Here is a 15262-nt window from a genome sequence, read left to right as displayed (position 1 = left end):
TCCGATCTGTGGAGCCGGCGATGCGCACGACCACCGGGGCCGTGCGCAGCCGGAACACCGCGTTGTTGGTGAACTTGATCAGCTCGGCGTGGGTGGGATCGAGCCCCGTCTCGGCGCAGACCGCGGCGAGAAGTGAGCGGAGGTTCTCGCGGGTGAGCCCGCCTGAGGGATCTACGGTCGCGATGCTCATGCGATCCGCAGGTCCTTGATCCGCCGGCATAGCTCACGCGCGCCCGAGTCCTGCGGCTGCTCCGCCGCGGCCTCCCTCAGCGGTTCCAAGCGGTCGATCGTCCTGACCGACCTGATCTGCGTCACCAGCGTGACGGCCTCGTGCCCGTGCCCCAGCCCTTCCTCGACCTCGCCCAGCCGGAGCTGCACCGTCGCCAGTCCTATCAACTCGAACACCTTGCTTCGTGCCATGGTCTGATCTCTGTTCCGTACGCTGTTGGAAAGTAGTTCGGCCGCCTTCGAGAGGTGGCCGGGGTGGGTGATCGCGAGGCTCGCGTGCGTCATGCCGCTCGCCGCCTCGATGTCGGCATCCCCGAAGAACCGCACCCAGGCCGGCGCCGCCTGGCGGTCGGCCCGGGCGTACTCGTCACGAGCCCGGCTGATGGACTTCATGGCGAGCCGCTCGTCCCCCAGCAGGGCGTACGCCCAGGCCTCGTTCGCGCAGAGCATGGCGACGGTGAGCTCACAGCTCGCGTCCTGCGCGCAGATTTGGCCGAGCTGGAAGAACCGCAACGCGTCCTCCACGCGGTTCAGGTGCAGGTGGACACGCCCCATCCGGTAGAGGATGTTGGCCGCCAGCGACGGGTCCTTGGCGTGTTTCGCCTGTTCGAGGGCGCGAGCGAGATGCTGCCGCGCGGCGCCGTAGAGGCCGACGTCGAAGGACGTCCACCCCGCCAGGTTGTGCTGGTCGGCGAGCGCGCGGTGGAGGCGGCGCCCGACTCTCTCGGTGCACGTGGCCTGCAGGAGGTGCTGTGACCAGGCGAGCTGGGCCACCACCGCGTCCCGGCAGACGCCGCCACCGTAGCGGTAGTCGAGCGCGCGGAGCGACTGGGTGACGGTCTCGACCTGCTCGACCTCCGCGTCCCCGATGTTGTCGGGGACCGGGGTGTCGACGCGCGCGAGCGGCCGGCGCCACTCGTCCACCGTCGCCACCGCGGCGCCGATGGTGACTTGAGCTGCGTGGGCCAGCAGTCTGCGGACCTGCTCGTCCTCGTCGGCGTCGTCCTGGTAGCCGACGAGCTGTCCCGCCACCCCCTGCGACGCCTCGTCGTAGGCCAGCCCCATGTACCCGCGCGGGACGCCGAGGCCGTCGGCGATGCGCACGAGCACGTCGTACGCCATGACCTGGCGCCCGTTGAGGATCTCGGAGATCTCCGACTGGGACTGGCCCGTCAGCGCGGCGATCCTGCGCTGGGAGACCCCGACGCGCTGGAGGAGCAGGTACACCGTGGCGATGTCGCGCACGGCGAGAGCCTGGCGCATCTGGGGTCGCTCCCAGATGGCGAAGCTGATCGCCTGCTCGCTCGCATGCGTGACGTTCATGCTGACCTTCCGACCGTCAAGTCCGCTGACCGCTCAATTAACCCAGGTCCCACACGGTTCCCGAGGGGATAACGGTCGCACCTATCACCCGGGCAGATCGGTTAGGCCGATCGCCGGTAGACCTGGGATGGGTATCGGTGGCACGTGTTACCACCCCGCGCGAACTTCCCGCACCCTGGAATCCACACCCCGGGGGGATCACCGCGCGCTTCCTCCGTCCGCTCATCGGTCGAGATGTCCAAGGAGTGATCAGCTCATGCGCGCCGAGCAGCCCGTCCCAAAGGAGGCTCTCCAACACACCGGGGTCCTCGCGGAAGACCGTCCACCCGGCGGCGAGCCGCGCGTCCCCGTTCAGGACGCCTTCCGCGTGCTCGTCACGAGGCTGCGGGCGGGCTCCGCCTCACGCTGCGCCCGTGCGGCGGTGCGCGAGGCACTGGCGAGGGCGGGGGTCACCGCGGACGGGATCGGCGACGCCGAGATCATCGTGGCGGAGCTGGCCGCGAACGCCGAGAAGCACGCGTGCGGGCCGTACGAGCTTCGCATCCACTGCCTCAGCGGCATCCCGATGTGGTGCGAGATGGTGGACGGCGGGCAGGAGCTGGGCGAGATCCCCGCCATGCTGGCCTACCTGCACACGGCCGAGGAGATCGACCTCATGCCGTTCGCCGAGAGCGGGCGCGGGCTGTTCCTGGCCCACCGGCTCTCCGGCGGCCACTGCTACTCGTACCCCACCACGATGTCCATGGGCGGCACGGCAGGCAAGGCCGTCGCGTTCGCCCTGCCTGCTCCCTCATGCGGGGGCACCGGCTGACCGGCCGGTTCAGGTCACGGTGAGGGTGGCCGAGGCCGACTGGGCGCCCGAGGAGACCGTGAGCGTGGCCTGCCCGGGACGCACGCCCGTCAGCGCGCCGGCGGCGAGGTCGAGCACCGCGACGACGCCGTGCCGTCGCGAGGCCGCCTTCGCCTCCTCCGCCGTCGCCGCGACGGCGAGTGCCCGGTCACCGCTCCAGGTGACGCTGGCGGGATACCTCAGGGGGAACGTCAGCCCGAACGCCGTCGTGGTTCCCGTGGCCGAGACCCCCTCGGCCCGTCCCACGGCGAGCGTGCCGGGCGCCGACAGCGAGAGCTTGTCGAACAGCGGGTTGACGCGTGCGGTCAGCCAGTCGCGGGTCGCCGGGCTCGGCACGCCCGCCTCCACCCTGCCGGGGGCGGGGTCCACGCCGACCAGCATCCATCCGAAGAACCCGCCCTTGTCCGGCGAGCTGTAGGGGGTCTTGCCCACCGCCGGGGTGGTCACCTCGACGACGCCGTCCGCCCTGCCCACGGCGGCGGTGTGGGCGTGGCCGGTGAACAGCGCGACCGGCTTGCCCGCGCGCTCGCGGAACCCCGACAGCCACTTCTCGAGCAGGTCCGCCTCGAGCGCGTCGGAGAACTGCGAGCTGCCCGCCCCCGACGGGTCGTGCAGGGGATGGTGGAAGGCCACCACCACCGACCGCACAGAACGGTCGCCGGCCGCCTTGTCCAGCTCCCGCTGGAGGCCCGGGATCTGCGACCAGTCGGAGGCCCGCAGACCGCCCAGAGTGGTGTTCAGCAGGATGAAGCGGGTGCCCCTGTGGTCGAAGACCTGGTGGGCCGGCCGCCCGGTGGCGAGGAAGGCGTCCAGGGTCCCGGTCACGGTGGCCCCGGACTCGTGGTTGCCGGGCGTCCAGTGGACGGGGATGCCCGGCGGCACGTTCTCCTTGAGGATCCGCTCGGCGAGCGCGAAGTCAGCCTGCGCCGAGTTGTCCACAAAATCGCCATTTATCAGGATGAAGTCGGGCTTAGCGGCGACAGCCTGCCTCAGCGCGGACGCCGCCTGAAGGGCCGCGAACGAGGATGGCCCGGCCGCCCCGCTCACGTGTAGGTCGGACATGACGGCGAAGCGCCAGCGCCCCGGCGCGACGCTCGCCTGCGTGAGGACGAACGGGTCGGGGGTGACCTCCTCCTCGACCGGCACCTCCTGCCCGACCAGCGCGGTCAGCGCGCCGAACCTCAGCTCCCCCGCGTCCTTGGCGAGGTTGGAGGTCTCGACCACGTAGAGGTTGGTCAGCGTGATCGGCTCGGAGAACCCGGCCGGCAACGTGCCCTCGACCCACTTCCAGCCCGTCCAGTCGACCACGGTGGCGAAGGTGAACGGGACGTTCGTCGTCCCCTGCGAGCGCAGGGTGGCCCGCAGCCAGTGCTTCCTGCCGTCCCCGTACGCCCACAGGCCGAGCCGCCGGGTGCCCTGCGGGAGCACGAGCGGCGAGGGCTTGGCCACGGCGTACGCGGCGGAGGTCCCCGAGGTGCCGCCGAAGTCGTAGGTGAGCGCGAGCGCCTGGTTGCCCGCCGGGGCCCCGGGGCGGTCGGCCCCGCTCACGGCCGCGACGGACGCGGTGGCCTTGGCGGTGGAGACGCCCCAGCTCTCGGACGCCTCGAACTCGGCCAGCGACCGGCGTGCCAGGCCGACGGCGACGGGCAAGCGCGCGACCTTGCCCCGGACCGTCGCGGTGACCACGGTGCCCGCCCCGCCCGCCGCGTCCAGCCCGGTGACCGTCAGCGCCCCGTCGGACCGCGCCTCGACCCGCACCACGGCGGAGTCGTACGACAGGCGGACGTCGCGCGCGGCGACGGGCGCGTCGAAGCCGTCGGCGTCGTACCCGGTGACCCTGACCACGGCGGAGTCGCCGGCCTCCAGGGTCAGGCTCGCGGCGCTGAACCGCGCGGTGGCGAGCGCGCCCAGCACACGCAGCGCCGCGGCGCCGCGTGCCCGTCCCGCCCGTGCGGCCAGCTCGCCCTGCCCGGAGTGCCCGGCACGCAGGACGCCGTCGCGCACCTCGCCGAGCCGGCCCGCGTCCCACCGCACCCGCTTCGCGCCGAGGCCCACCGGGGCGTACGTCTCGTCGTACCCGGCGGCGGAGACGCCGAGGGTGAGGCCGGGGAACACCCGGGGCGCGCCGGTGCGCACGGCGATGCCCTTGAGCGTGCCCGACCCCTTGGCGGCGAACAGGCCGACGCCGCTCGGGATCGGCCGCTCGCCGCCGTCCGAGGGGGTGTTGACCACGCTGACCCGGCCGTCCCCCGGGGTGCGGGCCACCAGGTCGGACGAGCCGCCGCCGTCGAGCATGAACGCCTCGCGGGCGCCGAGCCGCACGAGCAGCTTGGCGGTCTCGTCGAAGGTCAGCCCGGCCGAGAAGTTCGCCGACCCGTCGACCGTCACGAGCAGGAGCCGCCTGCCCTCCTCGCCCCAGCCGATCGCGGTTCGGGGCTTCCGCGCGTCGTTGCCGGTGGACGGCGGGAAGTCGACGGGCTCGCCGTCGCGTACGAGCACCTCGCCACTCCCGAGCGCCGTGCGTAGCCGGGCCGGTGAGTCGGTACGCAGGCCGACGTCCAGCGTGACCGGGTCACCGGCTTTGACGGCGGCCAGCCCGGAGGCGGCGCTTCCCTGGGCCACGACCACCAGGCCGCCGCCGGGCACCGGGGTGGTGGTGACCGTGTCGTTCACGGCGCTGACGCCGCCGCCCGCGACCACCAGCTCGGTGACGGGGCCGGAGTGCGGGATCAGGGCGCGCGAGCCGGGGCCCCACTGGTCGGTGAAGACGGCGATCGCGTTGGCGGGGATGGACGCGGAGTTCAGCGCGGCCACCGGGTGGGCGGTGCCGGCGACCATGACCGTGCCCTCCAGCAGAGCGCTCGCGAGCCGTGCGACCTTGTCCTCACCGACGGCGGCGACCGTGCGCGCGTCGACGGTCGCCTTGCGCAGCTCGCCGTCCCTCACCTCGGGCCCGACGACGGCGTTGGTGTCGTTGATGTCGTAGTAGTCGCCGTTGACGGCGGCCACGGCGGCCCCCGCGTCCGCCGACTGCGAGAGCGGCCGGGTCTCCGTCAGCTTGCCGCCCACCAGGCCGGCGTCCACCGCGGAATTCGACAGGTTGGCGTTGAGTACGTGGGCCCGGGTCCAGCCGTCACGCCCGAGGGTGTCGAACGTCGTCAAGACGATGCCGGGAGCGATCGTGCGGTCGGCGCGATCCGCCTCGACCGACAGGCCGGGGACCGCCGTCTGGTAGCGGGGCGACCCGGTGGCATGCGCGGAGCCTTCGGCGCCGGGCGCGCTCTCCGCCTGCGCCGTCCCCCGGGCGAGGCCGGGAACGACGACGAGGAGCGCCACGGCCAACGCGCGCGTGAACCTGCGCATCGCACCTCCAACTACGAACGGCCCAGCCACGGACGGGCCGGATGATCCGGTCTTGGCGCCATGCCATGACGTGCCGATGACATCGCGGGGAACATCACGATGATCATTCCTGACGGTTCGCCCCGTCCTGACAATGCCTGACAACGGCGGTGAACCACTTCCCGACCTGCGACGTCGTTCGCGAGGTCCCGTTCAGGTCACCGACGCGGGAACTGCACGCTGTCGTGGGCCGGATGTCCTGATCGGGGGAGACGATCCGGAGTATGAGTGCCTCGCAGGCGTCACGCCTGCTCGCCACCGCGACCCTGATGATCGTCCCCGCCCTCCCCGTGTCCTTCCCTGTGTCCCCCGCCACGGCCACAACCGCCCCGCCGTCGCACGCCGCCACCCGCGCCTGCGGCACGCCCGACCTGGCCGTCGCCGCGCCGTACGACACCGTGAACGGCCGGACGCGCGTGGGAACGGTCACGCTCTTCCACGGGACGTCGAAGGAGACGGTGCTCTCGCAGGGCACGCCGGGGGTGGCGGACACGCCCGAGCGCGGCGACTCGTTCAGGTCCTCGGTCGTCGCCGGCGACTTGTTCAGCTCCCGCGGCAGCGGCGATCATGAACACTCTGCGTGAGGGGCTCCACGGCTCCAGTGCAGGCGGCCCGGCCGACCTGCGGGCGAGTTCGTGATCTCGCCCGCGTGAACAGCTGCGGGACAGGCAGGCGGATTACCCACTGTGGCTGAACTCCCGCCGACGCCGAGGCGACCTCTTACGGCACGCCAGGCGAATGTTCGCCGGCAGGAGGACGCCCCGGCGGGGATCAGCTCACTCTGCGCCTGGCGTACAGCGAGGAGGCGAGCAGGACCCCGATGATGGCGAGGACGATCTGGATGATCAGCTCGATCCAGTCGATGCCTCTGGTGTTGGCGACCCCGAGACCGCCGGCGATCGCCGTGCCGATGAGGGCGGCGATGATACCGATCACGATGGTCAGCCAGATCGGGATGTTCTGCCGCCCGGGGATGAGGAGCCGCGCGAGCACGCCGATCACCAGACCGACGATGATCGCGCTGATAATGCCGGTGACATGCATCTTCACCCTCCGTTATTCGGTTGTCATTCGTATTCCCACGAGGGCGGCGATCGATACGTCGATGCAGGTCAGCGGAGGTGAATGTGGTAAATGACGCTTTCCGTTCTGCCGGATATGTAATAGTTCGTCATGACGTGGCCAGTGCCGTCTTCAGGTCCGCGCGCAGCATTCCGGCGTCACGGAAATGCACGGCGGCCATTCCCGCCGACAGCGCGCCGTTGACGTTCACCAGACGGTCGTCGACGAACACGAAGTCCTCCGGCCGGGCGCCGAGCCCCGCCGCGACCGTCAGGTAGATCTCCGCTTCGGGCTTCACAAGGCCCAGGTGACCGCTGTAGAAACGGGCGTTCATGGCCTGGATCCAGGGCAGCCGCTCGATGCCGTCGGCCAGGCAGATCGGGGCGTTCGACAGCAGCGCCACCGGGCAGCCGGAGGCCCTGAGCTCCTCCAGGATCGTCACGGTCTCCTCGTTGACGTGGCTCCAGCTCTGGACGTCGAGCGTGACCAGGCGCTCGACCTCGGCGGCGCTCGCCCGCCGTTCGAGCACCTCCGACCAGTAGGCGCCCGGCGTCAGCGTGCCCCGGTCGAAATCCAGCCGGTGCCGCCAGTAGCCCTGCCAGAAGCGGCCGGGGTCGACGCCGGACGCCTCTGCCAGGCGCCCGCGATCGGCCTCCGGCTGGGCGTGGGACAGCACTTCCCCATAGTCGAACAGCACCCATTTCATGATCGCGATATTACCGAACGTCAGGCCTTGAGAAAGGGCTCCACGTACTCGTTCACGGCGCCACAGCCCAGGTAGTTGCGCACCGTGTGGAAGTCGGCCCAGTCGATGTTGACCTTCTCGTCGCGGGTCACCCCGTCGAAGTGGCTCTTCAGCGCGCCCGGGATGGCGGCGATGTCGTCCTTGTCGGCGATGTTCACCCAGCGGCCCACTCCGCGGGGGCACCTGCCGCGTCCCGCCTGCGGCAGCGGCTGGAGCCGCTCGAAGACGACCCCCCGCATCGCCAGCGGGCTGCCGAGCGTGATGAGCAGCTCGACCGACAGATCAGGGTGCGCCCACAGCGCCTCGTACGCCACCACGCTGCCCAGCGAGTGGGCGATGACCACCTTGGGCTGGTTACGGCGGATCGCGTCGGCGACGGCGTCCCGCGACCGGACCCTTGCGGCGGCGTCGGTGCTCGCGAAGTAGGCCGCCACCTCGGGGCAGAAGTCCTCCGCGAAGCTCTTGGCGTGCGGCCCGAGCCTGAGGAGCAGCCATTCGGCGAGACGGTGGATCACCCCTGTCAGCGTCTCGCCCGCGAGGTTCCCCGCGCCGCCCATCTGCTTCATCCAGTCGGCCAGCACCAGTTGCGAGGCCGAGTCCATCTTGCGCAGGTCGCGCCTGGTCGCCGGGGGCGTCTCCTTGCGGAGCAGGTGGGCGTAGTACGCCACCTCGCTGACGTAGGACTGGCCGGTGTAGGGAGCGCCGCCCGACAGCCCGGCGTGCAGGTAGCGGTCCCACTTGGCCCGCATGGCGTCCGCCGCGCCCCCGGCCGAGCCCGCGGCCTGGAAGTAGCGGTACTTGCCGATGCCGTGAACCCCCACGATCCTCGCCACCGCACGGCCTCCCAGGGTTGCTGACGTACTCGGCTCGGCGGGTACGGCTGACAGCTTGACTCGCGATTCCCGAGAACCTCGGGAACCTCGAAACATGGACACTTTGCCCGAGCCTGACGATCACCACAAGGAGGCGCACGACTACGGCACAAGACAGTCGCCTGTCAGGAAGAGCCACACGTGGGACGGGCTATAAGCCTCACGAACCCACCAGAGCCGAACAAATAGGTTGATCGGTAGTGGGACCCTGCGGCTACCCTGGGAGAATGCCTGGTCCGCTTCACGTCCGCGGCTCGGTCGCCATCCCGGAGGCCGAGCTCAGCTGGCGTTTCTCCCGTTCCTCCGGGCCGGGCGGCCAGGGTGTCAACACCACCGACAGCCGCGTCGAGCTCAGCTTCGACCTCGGGGCCACGACCGCCCTGCCGCAGCCGCTCAAGGACCGCGCGCTGGAGCGGCTGGGCCCGCGGCTCGTCGACGGGGTCATCACGATCACCGCCTCGGAGTACCGCTCCCAGCTCCGCAACCGCGAGGCCGCCAAGGCCCGCCTGACGCACCTGATCGACCAGGCGATCGCTCCCCCGCCGAAGAAGCGCCGGGCGACCAAGCCCTCCCGCCGGGCGGTCGAGAGACGCCTGACGGCCAAGAAGCACCGCTCCGACGTCAAGCGCCTCCGCCGCGGCGACGACAGCTGATCCGCTCCCCCGTCTTGGCCACGGGGGTCAGACGCGGCGGTCCTCCATCTCCCAGATGTGGTCGATCACATGCCAGGCGATTCGCCGCGCGGCGTACCGGGCGGGCCACCCGCCTGGCACGAGCGGCGAACCGCCGGAAGGCTTGCCGAGCACCTCGGCGATCTCGCCGCGCATCGCGGCCCGCGCCGCGTGGTCGCCGAGAGGGAACCGCCGGTGCCGCACCCCGATCTTGCGCGCGTACGACCTCTCGGCCTCCACCACGTGCGCCATCATCTTGTCGCGGTCCCTGCCGCCGCCGCGCGGGCCCTTGCGAAGCTCCTCGGGCGAGCCGGCCGCGACCTCGTCGAACACCTCCCAGGCCGCCCGCACCAGCGCGGTGTCGCGTTCGGCGTCCGCCGCGTCCACCGGCTGCGCGTCGATGGCGGGGATCGCCGAGGGGGCGCCGAAGTCGGTGGACGTGTCACCGGGCGCCCGCTCGACCACGGTGAACGCGTCCGGCTCGAACGGCAGGCCGGCCCGCTCGGCGATCACCCGGTAGCGGGGCACGTACTCCGACAGGGCCTCGATCGCGCCTTCCTCGCCCTTGCCGATGCGGCACCACCCCGGCCAGTCGTACGCGCAGGCGAAGACCTTCTTGGCGCCGATCTCCAGATATATGTCGGTCATGTCGACATACTCCCCAATAAACCTGACAGGACGCGGCAGCTATTCGATGAGATCGATGAGGTCGGCCACGGACTGCACCACGCGGGAGGGGCGGAACGGGTAGCGGTCGATCTGGTCCTTGGTGGTGACCCCGGTGAGCACGAGGATCGTGTGCAGGCCGGCCTCCATGCCGGACACGATGTCGGTGTCCATCCGGTCGCCGATCATCGCGGTGCTCTCGCTGTGGCCGTCTATGGCGTTCAGCGCGCTGCGCATCATCATCGGGTTCGGCTTGCCCACGAAGTACGGCTCGACGCCCGTGGCCTTGGTGATCATCGCGGCGACCGCCCCGCAGGCGGGCAGGGAGCCCTCGTTGGACGGGCCCACCGCGTCGGGGTTGGTCGCGATGAAGCGGCTGCCGGCGTCGATCAGCCGGATGGCACGCGTTATCGCCGTGAAGCTGTAGGTGCGGGTCTCGCCGAGCACGACGTAGTCAGGGTTGGTGTCGGTCAGGATGTATCCCGACTCGTGCAGGGCCGTGGTCAGCCCGGCCTCGCCGATGACGTACGCCGACCCGCCGGGCCGCTGGTCGTCCAGGAACCTCGCCGTGGCCAGCGCCGAGGTCCAGATCGCCTCGGGGGGCACCTCAAGGCCGGCGCCACGCAGCCGCACGGACAGGTCGCGGGGCGTGTAGATGGAGTTGTTGGTCAGCACGAGGAACCGTTTGCCCAGGTCACGTAGCCTGCGGATGAACTCGTCTGCTCCGGGTACAGGGCTTCCCTCGTGGACGAGGACACCGTCCATGTCGGACAGCCAGCACTCGATCGGCTTGCGCTCGTTCACCGTTCCCCCGTGTTCGGCTCCTTGGCTTAGGAAACCAGGATGACAGGTGTACGGCTGACATTTCACCGCCCCGCCTCCCTTACCTCTGGGGGGCCATGGCCTCCAGCGTCTCCTCCGCGCGGCGCAGGGACGCGGCCGGGTCGGCGTCCGGGGAGCTGATCTCCGGGTCGAAGTTGAGGTCGTGGAACAGCTCGGTCGCCCCCGCGGCCGCCAGCACCTCGATGTCCGACCGGATCTCCTCCGGGGATCCGGTCAGCGGCCGCCGGTCGGGCAGGCCGGCCTCGCGCAGCCTGGTGACCCCCCGGATGATGAAGCGCAGCGTGCCGGGATCACGCCCGGCCGCGCGGGCGGCGTCCTTTACAATGTAGATCTGATCGCGGATGCTCGTCAGGTCGGCCCGGCTGGAGCTGATCCAGCCGTCGGCGAGCTGCCCGGCGCGCCGGAGCGCCACCTCGGCGGTCCCCCCGAGCAGCACGGGCGGCGCGGGCCTCGGTTTCGGGTCCTGGTGGGACGGCGGGATCTCGTAGAACTCCCCCTTGTGGGAGATGATCTCCTCGCTCCACAGCCGCCGCAGGACCTGGAGGTACTCGACCGCCCGGCGGCCCCTGTGCTCCATGGGCACACCCGAGGCGACGAACTCCTCCGGAAGCCAGCCGAGGCCAAGACCCGCGTCCAGCCGCCCGCCCGAGACGTCCTGCAGGGTGGCGAGCTGCTTGGCCAGCAGCACCGGGGAGAAGAACGGCATGTTGACCACGGCGAGGCCGAGCCGGATCCGGCTGGTGACGCCCGCGAGGAACGACAGCGTCACGATGGGATCCTGCACGCTGCGGTAGACCGGCCCCATCGGATGGCCGACCGGGTACAGCAGGCGCTGGAAGGTCCAGAGCGAGTCGTAGCCGAGCTCCTCCGCGCGCCGCGCGATGAGGAGCATGTTGGCGGGCGTCGCCCATGAACCCGAGACGGGTACCCCGAAGCCAATCTTCATGACGTCCACCCTATGGCCACGCCCTTAGATTGGACCGGTGACCGTTCGGTGCGGAGAAGTGTCGGCGACCCCCCTGACCGAGCGACTGGCCCTCATCGCGCGAGCCTCGGCGCGAGGCGGAGCGGGAGCCGGGGACACAAGGGTGCTGAAGGACACCGGCGTGACGGTGGTGCGCGCCGGCGACGTCGTGGTGAAGGCCCATCCGCCGGGCACCGACGAGGCGGCCCTGACAGCCCGCCTCCATGCGGCCGGCGCGCTCCCGGGGGTGCTGCTGCCGCCGCTGGACGGGCGGGTGCGGCGCGCCGGGGACCGCCTGGTCACGGTGTGGCCGGCGGGCGAGCCGGTGGACCCGGCCGATCCGGACGCGGCCCCCTGGGAGGCCGCGGCCGAGTTGCTCGCCCGGCTGCACGCCGTGCCCGCGGAGGGCCTCGCCCTGCCCCCGGCCGGTGGACCTGCCAGGCTGCTGGAAGCCGTCGCCCGCCTCGACGGCCTCCTGGACGGCACGGACGGCACCGAGGGCGCGGACGGCACCGGCCGCACGGACGGCGCGGGGACCGACCGGCGGTACGCGGTCCCGGCGGGCGTCATCCGGGAGGCGTACCTGTCCCTTCCCTCCGGTGTGGCCGACACGAGGCCGGGCGCCGGGATGCTCACGCACGGCGACTGGCATCTCGGCCAGATCGTCCGATACCAGGGCGAGTGGCTCCTTATCGACGTCGACGACCTGGGCGCGGGGACCCCGGCGTGGGATCTCGCCCGGCCCGCCGCCTGGTTCGCGACGGGGTTCCTGTCCCCCGATCTGTGGCGGCGGTTCCTTTCGGCCTACCTGGGCGCGGGCGGATCCGCCGTCCCGCACGGCGATCCGTGGCGGGAACTCGACGTGCCGGCCCGCGCGTTGACGATCCAGTTGGCGGCCACGGCGGTGGCGTCGGCGCGCGGCGAGGGCCGTCCTTTGGACGATGTGGAGCAGGACCTCGTCACCTCCTGCGGGAGGATCACCCGCGCCGCCGCGCCGAAGTAAGGTCGTCTCAGCCACTCGAAGGAGACCGACTCGATGCGTTGCCCGAAGTGCCAGGGTTCCATGCGGACCTACGACCGCAACGGTGTCCACATTGAGCAGTGCGACAACTGCCGCGGCATCTTCCTGGACTACGGAGAGCTCGAGACCCTGTCCCGGGTCGAGAGCCAGTGGGCCCAGCAGCAGTACTCCGCCCCGCCGCCGCCCCACGGCGGACCGGCCTGGGGCGCGCCGCACCACGGCGGCCACCGCGGCCACCACCAGCGCAGCTGGGTGGGCATGCTCTTCTCCAGCTAGAGGGCGGTCATGTAGTCGTCAGGCGGCCGGTTGGCGATCAGCTGGCCGTCGAGCGACTGCGAGGCCGGGCGAGGTCAGGCTGGGAAGCCGTCGGGGTCGACCTCGTTGGTCTTGGCGTTGCCGCCCACGACCGGCTGCAGCGTGATGGTCCAGGTGCTGTACTGGATCACGGTGGCGCTGCGGACCGTCCTGAACTTCGGGGCCGCCGGGATTGCGCGAGCGCGATGGGCGGCGCCCGGCCTACTCGACCGGGCGGAAGACCAGCAGGGAGCGGGGGCGTTTGCGGAGGACCACCACTCCCGGGGCGGTGAAGGTCTCGCCGTCCCGCGCCAGCCGCACCTCCGCCTCGGAGCCCGGCGGGGAGGCGACCTGCACGGTGTCCGCGCGCCACTGGAGGTAGTGGCGCGACAGGCCCACCCCGCCGAGGATCGTGCTCGCCATGGCCCGCAGGCGCGGCAGCCGCGAGGCCGCCGTCAGCAACCGGATGTCGAGCACGCCGTCCTCCAGCCGGTCCCTGCGGGTGGGGGCGACACCACGCGACTCGTACGCGCAGTTCCCCGCGAACAGCAGCCAGACCCTGCGCCGCACGCCGTCGACGACCAGCTCGCCGGGACGGCGGTTGTGCATGAGCACGTCGGCCATGGCCAGCACCAGGGCGAGCCATTTCCCGATCTTGCCCTCCCAGTCCTCCCTGCGGTCGACGACCAGGGGGTAGATGCCGAGGCTCGCCGTGTTGAGGAAGACCCGCCCGGCCACCTCGCCGACGTCGACCGCGACCACGTGCCCGGAACGGTACGCGGCGGCGGCCTCCTGGATGGTCTCCAGGCCGAGCGTGCGGGCGAAGTGGTCGAACGTGCCGGCGGGGATGGGCAGCAGCGGGACGCCGTGCTCCAGCGCCGCCTGCGCCCCGCAGTTCATCGTGCCGTCGCCGCCCGCGACGGCGAGCACCCTGGCACGCCCCGCGGCGTCCTGCAGGGCCTTCATCAGGTCGTCGCCCGGCTCGGCCTCGATGACCTCGGCCTTGGGCAGCGCCTTGCGTACGGCGGCGGCCGTGCTCGGGTCGCGCCCCGCCGCGTTGTTGACCACGGCCACCACACCCTCGCCGTCGGGGTCGAGGTCGTACGGCGGCGCGGTCATGGCGACACGCGCCTCGCCGATGACGGTCCGGCCCGGCCAGAGACGCTTGGTGACGATCGCCGCCGCCACGCCGAGCGCCATGCCGGCGAGCACGTCGCCGGGGTAGTGGACGCCCGTGTAGACGCGGGAGAAGCAGACCGCCCCCGCCGTCACGGCGACGGGCACCGCCACCCTCGCCGGCGCCTCCATCGCCACCGCCGTGGCGAACGCCGCGGCGGACGCGGAGTGACCCGACGGGAACGAATGGGAGGACGGGATCCTGCCGAGGCGCGCCAGCGGGAAGTCCACGATGGACGGCCGGGCGCGGGCGAAGGCCTGCTTGCCGAGCAGGTTCACCACGGGGCTCGCCAGGCTGATCGCAAGGAGCCCGCGCGTGGCGGCGCGGCGCATCTGCCTGCGCCCGGTGAACGCCAGGCCGCCCGCGACAGCGGCCCAGAGCAGCGAGTTGTCCGCGGCCCGCGACAGGCGGGGTATCACGTGGTCGAACCCGGGCAGGCGCGCGGCGGCCACCGACCTGAACAGACGCCGGTCGAGCTCGCCGAGCCGCTTCTTGATCTGCATCACACTGTCATCGGCCTTCCGCATGCCTTCGTTAGTGCCCAGGGAAGTCGCGGGCAGTCACCCTCCGTGAAGATCGGCCTGGCACGTTCGCGCATGTCGCCGGGTGATCCCCGGCCCCGGTCGCCGCCATCCCCGCATGCGTCAGGGAAGAGGGCGGCGGCCGGGGAAGCCAAGCTCGCTGCGGTGGTACCAGCCGAGCCCGGTCTCGCCCTCGATCCAGCACAGGCGGACCGAAGCGCCGCCGAGGAAGGAGGGGAAGTCCACGAGCACCGGAGCGATGCCCTTCACCTCGATGCCCTGCTCGCCGAACCAGCTGAGGATGTCGGCGACCCGCGCCTCGAGACCCTTCGCCTCGGGCAGGCCGCCGAGGGGCGACCGCCCGGCGCTGCGGAGATCGTGGGTGAGCTCGGCCAGATCGGCGCGGATGGCGACGACCTCGTCGACCTTGTCCCGTACGAGCGGCATGAGGCTTCGCGCCTCGTCCAGCGTGAAGGTCCTGTCCACACCAGGAACGTTATCCCCCGCGGGGACCGGGCGCGTCGCCGCCGAGCGCGTCGCGGAGCACCTCGTCGACGTCGAGCTCCAGCACCCACGCGTCCGGGCCCCCGCACGCGTGACGCCGGCGCGCGGGGGCGCCCGCG

General features: G+C 71.7%; 15 protein-coding genes and 1 pseudogene. 5 read left to right on the top strand and 11 right to left on the bottom strand.

Annotation, left to right across the window (positions count from 1 at the left end):
• Both AB0O34_RS33325 and AB0O34_RS33320 read right to left on the bottom strand, forming a co-directional pair.
• Positions 1 to 190 (bottom strand): annotated as a pseudogene (locus AB0O34_RS33325) (hypothetical protein); the annotation flags it as partial.
• On the bottom strand, positions 187 to 1551 hold the full coding sequence (locus AB0O34_RS33320; protein ID WP_363922355.1) for a helix-turn-helix transcriptional regulator: 1365 nt from the start codon (positions 1549 to 1551) through the stop codon (positions 187 to 189). The pseudogene AB0O34_RS33325 and the gene AB0O34_RS33320, both read right to left, overlap by 4 nt.
• A 256-nt stretch (positions 1552 to 1807) precedes the next feature.
• Here AB0O34_RS33320 and AB0O34_RS33315 point away from each other — a divergent pair, with 256 nt between their 5' ends.
• Positions 1808 to 2362, top strand: a complete 555-nt coding sequence (locus AB0O34_RS33315) for an ATP-binding protein (RefSeq protein ID WP_363922353.1) — start codon at positions 1808 to 1810, stop codon at positions 2360 to 2362.
• Between the two features lie 9 nt (positions 2363 to 2371).
• Here the strand turns inward: AB0O34_RS33315 and AB0O34_RS33310 are convergent, their stop codons facing one another.
• Positions 2372 to 5764: a phosphodiester glycosidase family protein gene (locus tag AB0O34_RS33310; protein ID WP_363922351.1), complete on the bottom strand. Its 3393-nt coding sequence runs from the start codon at positions 5762 to 5764 to the stop codon at positions 2372 to 2374.
• Between the two features lie 263 nt (positions 5765 to 6027).
• Between AB0O34_RS33310 and AB0O34_RS33305 the strand changes: the two genes are divergently transcribed.
• Positions 6028 to 6387: a hypothetical protein gene (locus tag AB0O34_RS33305; protein ID WP_363922349.1), complete on the top strand. Its 360-nt coding sequence runs from the start codon at positions 6028 to 6030 to the stop codon at positions 6385 to 6387.
• A gap of 187 nt (positions 6388 to 6574) precedes the next feature.
• Here the strand turns inward: AB0O34_RS33305 and AB0O34_RS33300 are convergent, their stop codons facing one another.
• From AB0O34_RS33300 to AB0O34_RS33290, 3 genes are all read right to left on the bottom strand, one after another.
• A complete protein-coding gene (locus tag AB0O34_RS33300) occupies positions 6575 to 6847 on the bottom strand; it encodes a GlsB/YeaQ/YmgE family stress response membrane protein (protein WP_363922347.1) in 273 nt (90 codons plus the stop codon).
• A 127-nt stretch (positions 6848 to 6974) separates the two neighbouring features.
• Positions 6975 to 7571 (bottom strand): HAD family phosphatase, encoded by a 597-nt coding sequence (locus tag AB0O34_RS33295; RefSeq protein ID WP_363922345.1) that lies wholly within the window; start codon positions 7569 to 7571, stop codon positions 6975 to 6977.
• Between the two features lie 20 nt (positions 7572 to 7591).
• Positions 7592 to 8443 (bottom strand): hypothetical protein, encoded by an 852-nt coding sequence (locus AB0O34_RS33290; protein WP_363922343.1) that lies wholly within the window; start codon positions 8441 to 8443, stop codon positions 7592 to 7594.
• A gap of 266 nt (positions 8444 to 8709) precedes the next feature.
• Here AB0O34_RS33290 and arfB point away from each other — a divergent pair, with 266 nt between their 5' ends.
• Complete coding sequence (gene arfB, locus AB0O34_RS33285; protein WP_363922341.1) at positions 8710 to 9135, top strand: alternative ribosome rescue aminoacyl-tRNA hydrolase ArfB; 426 nt, start codon at positions 8710 to 8712, stop codon at positions 9133 to 9135.
• Positions 9136 to 9162: 27 nt separating this feature from the next.
• Here arfB and AB0O34_RS33280 read toward each other — a convergent pair whose 3' ends face one another.
• The 3 genes from AB0O34_RS33280 to AB0O34_RS33270 all read right to left on the bottom strand — a co-directional run bounded on the left by AB0O34_RS33280 (position 9163) and on the right by AB0O34_RS33270 (position 11608).
• Entirely contained in the window at positions 9163 to 9801 is a 639-nt protein-coding gene (locus AB0O34_RS33280) for a hypothetical protein (RefSeq protein WP_363922339.1), read from the bottom strand.
• Positions 9802 to 9840: 39 nt separating this feature from the next.
• On the bottom strand, positions 9841 to 10623 hold the full coding sequence (locus AB0O34_RS33275; RefSeq protein ID WP_363922337.1) for an HAD-IIA family hydrolase: 783 nt from the start codon (positions 10621 to 10623) through the stop codon (positions 9841 to 9843).
• Between the two features lie 79 nt (positions 10624 to 10702).
• Positions 10703 to 11608 carry a TIGR03619 family F420-dependent LLM class oxidoreductase gene (locus AB0O34_RS33270; RefSeq protein WP_363922335.1) on the bottom strand — a complete coding sequence of 302 codons (906 nt, stop codon included), beginning with the start codon at positions 11606 to 11608 and terminating at the stop codon, positions 10703 to 10705.
• A gap of 58 nt (positions 11609 to 11666) precedes the next feature.
• Between AB0O34_RS33270 and AB0O34_RS33265 the strand changes: the two genes are divergently transcribed.
• Together AB0O34_RS33265 and AB0O34_RS33260 are read left to right on the top strand one after the other, a co-directional pair.
• Positions 11667 to 12629 carry a phosphotransferase gene (locus AB0O34_RS33265; RefSeq protein WP_363922333.1) on the top strand — a complete coding sequence of 321 codons (963 nt, stop codon included), beginning with the start codon at positions 11667 to 11669 and terminating at the stop codon, positions 12627 to 12629.
• Between the two features lie 33 nt (positions 12630 to 12662).
• Complete coding sequence (locus tag AB0O34_RS33260) at positions 12663 to 12923, top strand: zf-TFIIB domain-containing protein (protein ID WP_363922331.1); 261 nt, start codon at positions 12663 to 12665, stop codon at positions 12921 to 12923.
• Positions 12924 to 13163: 240 nt separating this feature from the next.
• Here AB0O34_RS33260 and AB0O34_RS33255 read toward each other — a convergent pair whose 3' ends face one another.
• Positions 13164 to 14621: a phosphatase PAP2 family protein gene (locus AB0O34_RS33255; RefSeq protein ID WP_363922329.1), complete on the bottom strand. Its 1458-nt coding sequence runs from the start codon at positions 14619 to 14621 to the stop codon at positions 13164 to 13166.
• Between the two features lie 141 nt (positions 14622 to 14762).
• A complete protein-coding gene (locus tag AB0O34_RS33250; RefSeq protein ID WP_363922327.1) occupies positions 14763 to 15125 on the bottom strand; it encodes a DUF2203 domain-containing protein in 363 nt (120 codons plus the stop codon).
• Between the last annotated feature and the right edge of the window lie 137 nt (positions 15126 to 15262).

This window comes from Sphaerisporangium sp. NPDC088356, assembly GCF_040685555.1.
Classification (GTDB): Bacteria; Actinomycetota; Actinomycetes; order Streptosporangiales; family Streptosporangiaceae; genus Sphaerisporangium.
The sequence above is the reverse complement of the archived record's forward strand: the minus strand, read 5'-3'. Positions and strand labels throughout refer to the sequence as shown.

Coding starts and splice junctions, on each gene's coding strand:
- AB0O34_RS33300 (WP_363922347.1), bottom strand. CDS start 6,847: ATGCATGTCACCGGCATTATCAGCGCGATCATCGTCGGTCTGGTGATC.
- AB0O34_RS33255 (WP_363922329.1), bottom strand. CDS start 14,621: ATGCAGATCAAGAAGCGGCTCGGCGAGCTCGACCGGCGTCTGTTCAGG.
- AB0O34_RS33260 (WP_363922331.1), top strand. CDS start 12,663: ATGCGTTGCCCGAAGTGCCAGGGTTCCATGCGGACCTACGACCGCAAC.
- AB0O34_RS33320 (WP_363922355.1), bottom strand. CDS start 1,551: ATGAACGTCACGCATGCGAGCGAGCAGGCGATCAGCTTCGCCATCTGG.
- AB0O34_RS33270 (WP_363922335.1), bottom strand. CDS start 11,608: ATGAAGATTGGCTTCGGGGTACCCGTCTCGGGTTCATGGGCGACGCCC.
- AB0O34_RS33315 (WP_363922353.1), top strand. CDS start 1,808: ATGCGCGCCGAGCAGCCCGTCCCAAAGGAGGCTCTCCAACACACCGGG.
- AB0O34_RS33295 (WP_363922345.1), bottom strand. CDS start 7,571: ATGAAATGGGTGCTGTTCGACTATGGGGAAGTGCTGTCCCACGCCCAG.
- AB0O34_RS33280 (WP_363922339.1), bottom strand. CDS start 9,801: ATGACCGACATATATCTGGAGATCGGCGCCAAGAAGGTCTTCGCCTGC.
- AB0O34_RS33305 (WP_363922349.1), top strand. CDS start 6,028: ATGAGTGCCTCGCAGGCGTCACGCCTGCTCGCCACCGCGACCCTGATG.
- AB0O34_RS33310 (WP_363922351.1), bottom strand. CDS start 5,764: ATGCGCAGGTTCACGCGCGCGTTGGCCGTGGCGCTCCTCGTCGTCGTT.
- arfB (WP_363922341.1), top strand. CDS start 8,710: ATGCCTGGTCCGCTTCACGTCCGCGGCTCGGTCGCCATCCCGGAGGCC.